Source organism: Methylobacterium sp. UNC378MF, assembly GCF_900103195.1.
In the GTDB taxonomy this organism is placed as follows: Bacteria; Pseudomonadota; Alphaproteobacteria; order Rhizobiales; family Beijerinckiaceae; genus Methylobacterium.
Map to the genome: position 1 here is coordinate 20,480 of NZ_FMWU01000022.1, position 10,164 is coordinate 30,643.

Here is a 10,164-nt window from a genome sequence, read left to right on the forward strand (position 1 = left end):
CGTGACGTTGAGGGCATCCCGAAGGGGCGGCGTTGATCTGGCTCAAGCCCGCCAGTCCTGGCCGGGGAACAGGAAGCGGTCGCCCGCACGGAGGAGGGCCGCCAGGCCGTGGATGGCCGGTTCCGGACGGGTGATCACGAAGCGCGGGATGGCCTGCATCGTCTCCCGGAACGGCGGCTTGTCCTCGAAGGCGTCCCCGAACGCCCCATCCTGCAGGGTCTCGACGATGCGCGGTGCGATCCCGCCGGCCAGGAAGACGCCGCCAGTCGCGGAGAACACCAGGGCGAGGTCGCCCGTGAATCGTCCCAGCAGGCGCGCGAACTGGCGTACCACCTCTCGCGCGAGCGGGTCGGTCCGCGCGCCGTCGAGGACGTCGGGCGGCGAGCGCCAGCCGGTGGGCACGCCTCGCGCCGCCGCGATGGCACGTGCGAGCCTGAGGAGCCCAGGGCCGGACAGCAGCGTCTCGGCGGTGATCCTGCCCTCGGCCTGCATCAGCGCCTGCCACGGCAGGGCGTCGCGCTCGCTTGGACCGAACCCGACGTGGCCGGCCTCCGTCGTCTGGATCAGGAGGCGGTCGCCCGCCGGGATCAGGGCGGCCGCGCCCAGGCCCGTGCCCGGCCCGAGGACGAGCCGCGGCCCTGTCGCATTGGCCGCCGGCCCGATCCGCGCCACGTCCGCCGGGTCGTCCACGCCGAGGACGGTGAGAGCAGCGGCGAGCGGCACGTAGTCGTTGACCAGCCGCACGGCTTCCAGGCCCGACGTGACGCCGATCTCGCTCAGGCCGAAACGCCACGGCGCGTTGGTCAGGCGCGTGATCCCGCCGTCGACGCGCCCCGCGACGGCGAGGAAGGCCGAGCGCGGACGGGGCCCGTCTTGACGGCCGAGAAAGGCCCGGATGGCGGCGGCCGGGCCGGGAAAGTCCCCTGTCGGCACCTTCCAGATCGGGCCCGGACAGGCAGCCGCCTCCGGGAGGACCGCGAGGCGGGCGTAGGTGCCGCCGATGTCGGCGAGGAGGACGGGAAAGGGCAGCATGGCCGAAGGGACTCCGCGGCGCGCAATGGCCTCGGTGCGAGGCTCCTCGGCAGATGGCACCCACCCGTGGGTTCTCGGTCGGTCACGACCTCAAGGCAGCCCCGCCCCGGCCCTCTTGAGGCTGAGGATGTAGTCGATGACCGCGTCCATCTCGTCCCGGTCCAGCCGAAGGCTCGGCATCCGCGCGTGGTGGCTCTGCAGGAAGACGGCGAGCGCCGGCCCCGTCGTCGAGGGCATCTCCGCGACCCGGACGAAGGCCGGGCCGACGAACGCGCCTGGCTGCGATGCGCGGCCGATGACGTGACACTGGCTGCAGAGCTGCGTGGCGATGGCCCACCCCCGGATGCGGTGGTCCTCGGCGGGACCGGCAGCCGAAGCGTCGGTGCCGACCGCCAGCAGGGCGCCGAGGACAGCAGAGCGGAATGCCCGTGACGGGAACGTCATGACCGCCTCGCGATCCTGAGCCAGGTCACAGCGGACGCGATGGCTACGCCACCGAGCACGACGTGCGCCCAAGTCGCGCCGTCGTTGGCGGCGAACCCCAGCGCCCATGGCGCCACGAGGGTCCAGGCGCCGACGAGCAGCACCCCCCGTTCGAGCACGACCCGGAAGCGGAGCTGGTTCGCGCCGTAGAGCATCACGATCAGCAGCCCCGGCAGGAGCGCCGACGCGGCCGCTCGGGTATGGTCGGTGAAGACCAGCACCCAAGCCGTCAGCACCAGTGCGACGCCGGATGCGTGCTGCAGGATGCCGAGCACGATCTCGTCCGTCCGCCAAGTCGGCGGCGCGTGTGTGGTGGTGTCAGCGCGGGACATGACCTGCCTCCCGGATGTCAGGCGTGGACCTCTGCGATGATGCAGCCGGGGTCGACCACCTCGTTGACGGACGCGAGGACCAACAGGCGGCCCGCGGCGGGCGAGGCGATGTCGTGCAAGGCCTCGCCGATGCGCACGGCGGCCACGGCCTCGCCGGCCTGCACACGCACCCCGTCCGCCACGAACCACCGCTCCAGAATGCCCTCGGGCAGCATGCCCGTGGACCAGAGGTTTTCGGCTACGTGGATGTCGGCCATGGTCGCCTCCCGTGTCGGGGCAATCGCCCTGGTGCGCCACCGGAGGAGAAGCCAGCCGGTGAAAGGCCGCTTTGATCTGGATCACTCCATGCGGTCGGCGTCTCGAGCCAGGTCAATGGGACATCCGCGCCATGCCGGTCCCGCCGCGCTTCCGCATCCTGGCCGTCGTGCTCATGACGCTCGTCGGCCACACCGTCGCGGTCCGGATCTGCGCCGGCGCCTACCGGCTGCCCGTGCTCCGTCTCGGCGTCGGCGCCTTCGACTCCTCCTGATCGGCTGGTCCGCCTCGCTCACCGACCGGGCGATGGAGCGGGACCGGCCGCTGCACGGCAAGGCGCACCCGCACCGGGTGCCCGAACGCCACCGGTCTTGCGCTGGATCAAGGCGGCCGGTCCCGGAGGTGCCCACGGTTGCCGCAACATCCCAATCGGAGGTGCGCCATGCGCAAATACCTCGTCACCTTCCACAAGACCGTCCCGGACGATACCGGCCACGACCATCGCGTCATGCAGCGACAGGCGATCGTCGGCGCCCGCTCGGACGTCGACGCCGCCCGCGCGGCCAGGGCGATGCTCTGCAAGGCCTGCGGCGTCGTCGACTGGCAGATGCGGGCCGACACGTGCGAGATTGTCGAGCTCGCCAAGCATGCGGCATGAGGAGGACGGAATGAGTGACGAACTCACCGAACCCGTTCACTGGCAGGGACGGCAATGGGCCGTGACCGGCTACGGCATCGAGGCGCTCGACGGAATGTACCACGTGCCGTTCTCGGAGATCCCGGATGCGAAGGCCGAGCGGCCGGAGTGGCTGGACGCCCTTTGCCGGCGCTACGGCACCGACGGCGACGACCTGGCCGCGGCCCTGAAGGTCGCGCGGTCGATCCAGGCCGACGCGCGCGACGCGTCGAAGTCAGCGGCTTGAGCACGCCAGCCGTCCCCGCGGCCGAGGCGGTCGACGATGCGGTCGACGACCCCGAGGCCTCCAGCCCCGCCGTCGGCCCGTCGAAGCCGCGCCTGCTGAGGGTCCTCGGCCCCGGCCTGATCACCGGCGCCTCCGACGACGACCCGAGCGGCATCGCCACCTACAGCCAAGCCGGCGCGCAGCTCGGTTACGGCCTGTGCTGGACCATGCTCTACACCCTGCCCCTGATGGCATCGGTGCAGATGGTCTCCGCGCGCATCGGGCGCACAACCGGCCAAGGCATCGCCGGCGTGCTGCGCGAGCATTATTCGAACGGCCTGCTCCAGGTCGTCGTATTGCTGCTGCTCGTCGCCAACATCCTGAATCTCGGCGCCGATCTCGGCGCCATGGCCGACGCCCTGAACCTGCTGCTGCCGGGCCCGCGCTGGCTCTACGTCGTCCTGTTCGCCGGCACCTGCGTGTTCATGCAGGTCGTCCTGCAATACGCGCGCTACGTCGCCGTGCTGAAATGGCTGACGCTCAGCCTGTTCGCCTATCTCGGGGTGGTGATCTTCGCGCATGTGTCGTGGCGAGACCTCGGCGCGGCCCTGGCCGTGCCGCACGTGGACCTCAGCGGCGCCGGCCTGACCACGCTGGTGGCGCTGTTCGGGACGACCATCAGCCCGTACCTGTTCTTCTGGCAGGCCGCGGAGGAGGCCGAGGACCTGCATGCCTTCCCCCGGCGGCGGGCTCTGCTGCGCGCACCCGAGCAGGGGATCCGGGCGCTGCACCGCATCGAGATCGATACCCTCGTGGGCATGAGCTTCTCCAATCTCGTGGCCCTCGCCATCATGGTCACGACGGCGGCCGTCCTCCACCCGAACGGCGTGACCGACATCGAGACCTCCGCCCAGGCCGCGGAAGCATTGCGTCCGCTCGCCGGCCCGTTCTCCGCAACCGTCTTCGCGCTCGGCATCATCGGCACCGGGCTGCTGGCGGTGCCGGTGCTCGCGGGGTCGGCGGCCTACGCGGCGGGCGAGGCGCGGCGCTGGCCGGTGGGCTTCGGCCGCCGGATCCTGGAGGCGCGGGCCTTCTACGGCACCGTCGCCCTCGCCACGCTCGTCGGCATGATCATCAGCCTGGGCGCGGTCGACCCGATCCGGGCGCTGTATTGGAGCGCCGTGGTCAACGGCGTCGTCGCGGTGCCGGTCATGGCAGTGATGATGCTGGCCGCGGCGCGAACCGACATCATGGGCGCCTTCGCAGTGCGCGGGCCGCTCAGGCTCCTCGGCTGGGTCGCCACGGCCTGCATGCTGCTGGCGGTCCTCGCCATGCTGGCGACGGCCGCGCTTCCCTTGATCTAGCGCAAGGCGGCCAGCCGCGACGCCTACATCGTCTGCTCATCGCAACCGAGAACGGGCATCGCGCGATGCGGGCAAGTGGCGACGATAGGCAACCCGTGGTCCTCGTGGCCGAGCCGCAGGCGCTGCCGGGGATGTGGCTGGAGGACGTGCTCACCGGCGCCGGCTGCGCCGTCAGCGGTCCCTACGGCACCTGCGAGGATGCCGCCGGGAGCCTGGACGGGCGCCCCCCGGACTTCGCGGTGGTCAGCGTCGACCTCAACCGGGGGCCCGGCTTCCCGCTCGTCTGCGCCCTGCGGCGGCGCGGCATCCCCTTCACCCTGATCGCGGGGAACGCCCAGGTCCCGAAGGCCTTCGCGGACGTGCCGCTGTTCGAGCGGCTGTTCGATGCGCGGGATATGATCTCCGCCGTGACCGCCGGCTGCGCCGTCCGGGGCTGCGCCCGTGCCTGCCCGATGCTGCACCGGATCGCGGCCGGTGAAGAGCTTGCGCTGGATCAATGTCCGCCCGCCTGCCGGGCCTAGCGTCGGCTTCGGCCAGGCAAAACCTGGTTCCTTCGGGGAGAGCCACGATGGGCGACAAGCTGATCCGCCAGAACGTCATCGACGAACTCGACTTCGAGCCGAGCGTGGAGGCGGCCCATATCGGCGTCGCGGTCGACAAGGGCATCGTCACCCTCACGGGGCATGTCGGGACCTACGCGCAGCGGGTCGCCGCCGAGAAGGCGGTGCGGAAGGTGCGCGGCGTGCGGGGCATCGTCGAGGAGATCGAGGTGCGTTTCGCCGGCGGGACGCCGCCCCGCGACGAGGATCTCGCGCAGCGGGCCGTGCAGATGCTCGACTGGTCGGCGACCGTGCCGCGGAATGCCGTCCAGGTCCAGGTGCAGGGTGGCTGGGTGACGCTGACCGGCAAGGTCGATTGGCAGTACCAGAAGGAGGAAGCCTACCGGTCGATCCGGCGCCTCGCCGGAGTGGTCGGCATCATCAACAGGATCGAGGTGAGCCCCAAGGCCAGCGTGCCCGAAATCCGGTCGAAGATCCTGGCCGCGCTCAAGCGCAACGCCGAGCTTGAGGCGGACGCGATCACGGTGACCGTGAAGGACGCCAAGGTCGTCCTGGAGGGCACGGTGAACGCTTGGTACGAGCGCCGCCTCGCCGAGAACGCCGCCTGGTCGGCTCCGGGCGTACGCGCCGTGGAGGACCGCCTGACGCTGGGCTGAGGCTCGCATGGACGGGCGCGGCCGTCAGGCCCCCGTCGCTCTTACGCCCACCCTTCGACCCGGAGCAATTCCATGCCCTACGCGAGCATCATGGTCACCGTAGACCTGACGGATGAGGCGCGAAGCCGCGTGCGCCTTGCCAAGCACCTCGCCGACGATTGTCACGCGCGCCTGATCGGCGTCGCGGCGGAGCAGGCGGCCTACGCGGTCCCTCCGGTGGGCCCGACACCGGGCAGCGCCTACGCGCTGGCCGCGGGCGACGAGACGATCCTGAATGACCTTCGCCGCGCCCATGAAGCCTTCGCGGAGGCGGCCGGCGGGTCCGAGCGTGTGGCGTGGCGCTCGAATCTCGGCGTCCCGTTGCCGTTCCTTCTCGCGCAGGCGGCAGCGGCCGACCTCGTGGTGGTCGGCCGCAGGATGGAGCCGGTCCCCGCGCTGTTCGCGGTCGACCCGGCCGACGCGGTCATGCATCTCGGGCGCCCGGTCCTGCTGGCGCCGCCGGGGGTCGATCATCTCGATGCCAAGCGCGTCGTGGTCGGCTGGAAGAACACCCGGGAGGCGCGCCGTGCCATTCTGGACGCGCTGCCGTTCCTGAAGCGGGCGTCGGAGGTGCTCGTCGTCTCCGTCGACGAAGAAGCCGCATCCGGCGGGCAGGATACGCTCCGCCTCCTCCAGGCCCACGACGTCTCTGCCATCCACGTCCGACGCGATGCCCAGGGCAGATCGGTTTCCGGAGCGCTGGTCGAGACGGCCGCCGAGCACGGGGCCGACCTGATCGTGACCGGCGCCTACAGTCACGGCAGGCTTCGCGAATGGGTCTTCGGCGGCGTCACCCGGGACCTGCTGGCCGGAGCGCCCGTCTGCTGCCTGATGAGCCACTGATGCGCCTCATCGAGCAGGCAAGCATGGTCCGCACGGCCCTCCTGGCGCTCGCCATGGTCGCGGCGAGCGCGTCGGCCACCCGCGCGAATCCCGGAGCCGGCTCGCCCGACGCGGAAGGGACCTTCGTCGAGCCGGCCGACGCGCCGCATCGTCACTGCTCGGGATCCTGCCTGAAAAGCGGGTCCCTGCAGTGGTTCTGCAAGCCACACCAGACCTGTAGCTTGGATTGCGGCTCGACGCCCCCGCGCATGCACTGCCACGACCCGCGGCGGTGAGGGGCAGGACGGCGGTCCGGCCGCCATGCGCCGCCTCGCATGCCCCTTGCCGCCGGCCGCCGCCACGCGGACGCCCAGCTCGATGGCCTCGATGGTCGTGCCGTCCACGGGGGCCGCGTTCGCGCCGCACCGCGCGGCCCGCGCTTGCCGGGCCGTCAAAGCCGAGCGCGTGCGAGTTCCTCGATGGCATGAATCAGGCGGTGCACGTCGCCTGGATGCGGCAGAGGCGTCGTGCGCTCGGTCAGGGCCCCGATCAGCCCGTCGACGTAAACGGAGGCGCCTGAATAGGCCAGGGTCCACTCCGCGAACCGTCGCCGCTCAATGTCGTCGTAGAGCAGCACCTCCACGCCCGCATGGCGCGGGTCGCGGCGGATGCTCGCCATCAGCGTGTCCACGCCGGTGCGCGGCCCCTCAAGGATCTGCGCGAAGCGTCCTCGCGACACGACGAGCGCCCCCGTGACCCGGAGCCGGGCATTCCTGGCCAGCGACGTCTCGACGATGTTTCGCACCTCGGCATCGGAGGACGTCCGCCGGCTGACGTAGAGAAGCGAACCGTCCATGGCATTGCCTCTGTGCTGCCACGCGTCATGGCGCGAGCGCCTTCAGATAGGCCGTGAGGTCGGCGGCGTCGTTCGGATCGAGCCGGAAATCAGGCATCGCGGGATGGCGCCGTTCGACGCCCTCGATCAGGACGTCGGCGAGGTCGTCGACGGGAAACCGCTCAGCGAGCGTGCGAAAGGGCGGAGCCTCGCGCATCGGGCTCGCGCCGCCTGATCCGACCGCGTGGCACCGCGCGCAGTTCTCGCGCGCGAATGTCCGTCCGTGCGCCGCCGAGGCAGCCCCGGCCGCGGCCGGCGAGGCAGCGGTCAGGACCGCGGTAACCGCGGCCGAAACGACAAGGCCATGTCCGCGCATCAATGGCTCATCAGGCAGCAGAGCGGGGAGCGGTCCAGGAGGTCGCGCGTGACGCCGCCGAACACCCACTCCCGCAGCCGGGAGTGGCCATAGGCGCCCGCGACGATCAGGTCGGTGTCCCGCAGCAGGGCGAAGCGCAGGATCTCGGAGCCGTCGTCGTCCACCGTTTGCAGGTGATGGACGGTGGCAGAGGCGCCGTGCCGCGCGAGGTGGCTGGCTACGTCCTCGGCACCATCGTGCCGGGCGCCCGAGCCGACGGTCGCCACGAAGACCGTGTCGGCCTCCCGCAGGAGGGGCAGTGCGCCCGATACCGCCCGTCGTGTCTCGGGGCTGTCCTTCCAGGCGACCACGATCCGCGACGCCTTCAGGCTCACGGTCCTCGGCGGCACGACCAGGACCGGCCTGCCGCCCTCCATCAGCACGGGATCAGGCGGCACGCCGAGCGGACCAGGATCCTCGTCGCCGGGTCCGCGACGGCTCACGACCACGAGGTCCGCGGCGCGCGCCTGCTCGATGAGATGGGCGGTGGCGTCAGCGAAGCACCAGCGCCAGTCGGTGCGGATGCCATCCCCGGCGAAGCGTTCGAACGACGCGCGCGCCTGCTCCACGATGGCTTGTATCTGCGCTTTGTTGCGTCCCTCCTGATCGATGGCATCGTAGACGTCCCGCACCAGGATGGGGGCCGGCACAGTGTGGGCGGCCACGCCCGTCAGGGTCGCTTCGAAGCGTCGGGTCAGGTCGGCGGCGAGCCGTATCCGATCCGGGGCGGCCTCGCCGAGGTCGGCGGAGACGAGGATGTTCGCGTAGTCCATGGCGGCCTCCGCCGTGCGTCGATGCCGAAGGAAGCTTGGTCCTGGTGAGAACGGGCCACCTTGATCCATCGCAAGTCCCGCGACGGCTGCGGCCCGTCGGCTCCACGGGTTCCGGGAGGCTCCCCGTCCCGTCGGCTCGCTATCGTCATGGGGCCGCCGAGCGCGCGCATGGCGCCGCCGACCTCCGATGCCAGGTCGGTCCCACGGAAATGCGGATCGCGTCCGGGGCCGGGCCGGGTCTCGTCGAGCGTGCGATAGACCCGGAGCGTGGAAGCCGAGGGGGCGAAGAACGCCTCATTCTGGGCGACCTCAAGGAGCGCGGGTATCCAGCGCCCACGCGCCACCGCACGAGAGCCAATCGTCAGGCGACACCGTGCCGGAGCGCTTATCTTGTGCTGGGCTGGAAGTGCTGGTTCGTGAACGGCAAGGTGGTTGGCGTCTGGATACGGATGAAGGAGACGCCGCCGGCCGTGTGGCAGGTATTACAGGCCGTCGTCAGCTCGGAGAACGCGGACTGAAGACCAGCCGGATCTTTCTGCTTGGCCGCCTCCCTCATGCGGACGAGGGCGCGGTCGGCGCTCGTCACGAACGCGACCGGGATATCGCTGTACAGCATGGCCGCGGCGGTCAGGTCATCCGAGATGTGCCCCAGTTCGTAGTCGACCAACGCCCAATCTTCCGCCCGTCCCGCGTACCAGATCTTGGCATGCCGCGCTTGTATCAGCAGCATCATGTTCCCGAGGCTCAACTGGGACCAGGTCGGCGACGATGCGGAAGGCTGCGCGAACGGCGAGGGTTGGCTCGCAGCGCCGTTACAGAGGAGTACGCTCCCGAGAAGAGCGACGGTGGCTCGCTTCATGACATCCGGTCTCCAGCAAGGAAGGGGCGGTCCCGGCCGTGCGGACCGGATCCCGATAGGCGCGGTGGAGGTCGTTCGGGCTGAACTGCGCGGCACGCTGCAGCGCGGGCGGGTCGAGGATGGTCAGCCAGCGGCTCCTCAACGTGACCACGTCCTGGGTGCGCATCGCCTGCAGCGGGCGGTTGACGTGCCCGTCCGTCGGGCCCGACGCGTCGGCCTGGTCGGACTGGCGCGGCGGCATCAGGTACCCGCAGGCCCGCGTCAGCCCGACGGCGCGCAGCCGATGGAACACCTCGCAGAACCGGTGGCCGAGCCGCTCGAACCCCTCGTGCCGGGCGATGTTGACCGTCCACTCGCGCTGGACGGAGGCGGCGGCCGTCCTTGAACGGTTGGTACCGGCGGGCCCAACCGTCGAGGATCACCCGGACCGGGCCGGGCGGCTCGCCCTCGCGGACGATGTCCGCGTGCGTCCCGACCTGTCCGCGTCGCGCCGTGAGCTCGTGCAGCGCCACATGCTCGGCGTCGGACAGCCGCGTGAATCGTTGCAGCTTTGCGATGAGGACACGCGGCATCGCGGCCTCGGCATTCCAGGACAGTTCGCGATGGGCACTCTTCTGGCGCGGGGACGGCAAGCACATCGTCGGACACGCTTGGTGCTGACAGAGGTAAGCCGAGCCTTCTTAAATCCGGCTCGGCAGCCGCAACATTGAGGTGCATCAAGGAGCGGGCTGGAGCCAATGCGGAGCCCATTTGCAAGACGCTGGCCATGTGCTTTCGTAGCTTTACGGAAGGCCTCAGTCCTCAGATGGCCAACCCGGATGTCGGCGAGCGCTCGCG

At 70.8% G+C, this 10,164-nt stretch carries 17 protein-coding genes; 8 read left to right on the top strand and 9 right to left on the bottom strand.

Annotated features, from left to right (window positions below):
* Positions 1-42: 42 nt before the first annotated feature.
* From BLT59_RS21650 to BLT59_RS21665, 4 genes are all read right to left on the bottom strand, one after another.
* The gene (locus BLT59_RS21650; protein WP_091785286.1) at positions 43-1,032 is read right to left on the bottom strand and encodes a glucokinase; all 990 of its coding nucleotides are present in this window, start codon (positions 1,030-1,032) and stop codon (positions 43-45) included.
* Between the two features lie 90 nt (positions 1,033-1,122).
* The gene (locus BLT59_RS21655) at positions 1,123-1,476 is read right to left on the bottom strand and encodes a c-type cytochrome (RefSeq protein WP_091785289.1); all 354 of its coding nucleotides are present in this window, start codon (positions 1,474-1,476) and stop codon (positions 1,123-1,125) included.
* Complete coding sequence (locus tag BLT59_RS21660; RefSeq protein WP_091785293.1) at positions 1,473-1,847, bottom strand: SPW repeat protein; 375 nt, start codon at positions 1,845-1,847, stop codon at positions 1,473-1,475. The genes BLT59_RS21655 and BLT59_RS21660 overlap by 4 nt, the downstream gene beginning before the upstream one ends.
* 17 nt (positions 1,848-1,864) lie before the next feature.
* Positions 1,865-2,104, bottom strand: a complete 240-nt coding sequence (locus BLT59_RS21665; protein ID WP_091785295.1) for a biotin/lipoyl-containing protein — start codon at positions 2,102-2,104, stop codon at positions 1,865-1,867.
* A 131-nt stretch (positions 2,105-2,235) separates the two neighbouring features.
* Here BLT59_RS21665 and BLT59_RS31940 point away from each other — a divergent pair, with 131 nt between their 5' ends.
* From BLT59_RS31940 to BLT59_RS21705, 8 genes are all read left to right on the top strand, one after another.
* Positions 2,236-2,376 (top strand): hypothetical protein, encoded by a 141-nt coding sequence (locus BLT59_RS31940; protein WP_244514098.1) that lies wholly within the window; start codon positions 2,236-2,238, stop codon positions 2,374-2,376.
* A gap of 168 nt (positions 2,377-2,544) precedes the next feature.
* Positions 2,545-2,760, top strand: coding sequence for a hypothetical protein (locus BLT59_RS21675; RefSeq protein ID WP_091785298.1), 216 nt, complete (start codon positions 2,545-2,547; stop codon positions 2,758-2,760).
* Positions 2,761-2,770: 10 nt separating this feature from the next.
* Positions 2,771-3,025, top strand: coding sequence for a hypothetical protein (locus tag BLT59_RS21680; RefSeq protein WP_091785301.1), 255 nt, complete (start codon positions 2,771-2,773; stop codon positions 3,023-3,025).
* On the top strand, positions 3,022-4,368 hold the full coding sequence (locus BLT59_RS21685; RefSeq protein WP_091785304.1) for an NRAMP family divalent metal transporter: 1,347 nt from the start codon (positions 3,022-3,024) through the stop codon (positions 4,366-4,368). The genes BLT59_RS21680 and BLT59_RS21685 overlap by 4 nt, the downstream gene beginning before the upstream one ends.
* Before the next feature lie 65 nt (positions 4,369-4,433).
* Complete coding sequence (locus BLT59_RS21690) at positions 4,434-4,889, top strand: response regulator (RefSeq protein WP_091785308.1); 456 nt, start codon at positions 4,434-4,436, stop codon at positions 4,887-4,889.
* Positions 4,890-4,936: 47 nt separating this feature from the next.
* A complete protein-coding gene (locus BLT59_RS21695) occupies positions 4,937-5,584 on the top strand; it encodes a BON domain-containing protein (RefSeq protein WP_091785313.1) in 648 nt (215 codons plus the stop codon).
* 72 nt (positions 5,585-5,656) lie between these two features.
* Entirely contained in the window at positions 5,657-6,466 is an 810-nt protein-coding gene (locus BLT59_RS21700) for a universal stress protein (RefSeq protein WP_091785316.1), read from the top strand.
* Between the two features lie 53 nt (positions 6,467-6,519).
* Positions 6,520-6,741 carry a hypothetical protein gene (locus BLT59_RS21705; protein ID WP_244514105.1) on the top strand — a complete coding sequence of 74 codons (222 nt, stop codon included), beginning with the start codon at positions 6,520-6,522 and terminating at the stop codon, positions 6,739-6,741.
* Between the two features lie 155 nt (positions 6,742-6,896).
* Here the strand turns inward: BLT59_RS21705 and BLT59_RS21710 are convergent, their stop codons facing one another.
* The 5 genes from BLT59_RS21710 to BLT59_RS21730 form a co-directional block, all read right to left on the bottom strand.
* The gene (locus BLT59_RS21710; protein ID WP_091785324.1) at positions 6,897-7,301 is read right to left on the bottom strand and encodes a BLUF domain-containing protein; all 405 of its coding nucleotides are present in this window, start codon (positions 7,299-7,301) and stop codon (positions 6,897-6,899) included.
* A 25-nt stretch (positions 7,302-7,326) separates the two neighbouring features.
* Positions 7,327-7,656: a c-type cytochrome gene (locus BLT59_RS21715; protein ID WP_091785327.1), complete on the bottom strand. Its 330-nt coding sequence runs from the start codon at positions 7,654-7,656 to the stop codon at positions 7,327-7,329.
* Positions 7,656-8,468 (bottom strand): universal stress protein, encoded by an 813-nt coding sequence (locus BLT59_RS21720; protein WP_091785330.1) that lies wholly within the window; start codon positions 8,466-8,468, stop codon positions 7,656-7,658. Before BLT59_RS21720 ends, BLT59_RS21715 begins: the two co-directional genes overlap by 1 nt.
* 385 nt (positions 8,469-8,853) lie before the next feature.
* Positions 8,854-9,201, bottom strand: a complete 348-nt coding sequence (locus BLT59_RS21725; RefSeq protein WP_091785333.1) for a cytochrome c — start codon at positions 9,199-9,201, stop codon at positions 8,854-8,856.
* 79 nt (positions 9,202-9,280) lie between these two features.
* Positions 9,281-9,619: a cyclic nucleotide-binding domain-containing protein gene (locus BLT59_RS21730; protein ID WP_091785336.1), complete on the bottom strand. Its 339-nt coding sequence runs from the start codon at positions 9,617-9,619 to the stop codon at positions 9,281-9,283.
* Positions 9,620-10,164 lie beyond the last annotated feature (545 nt).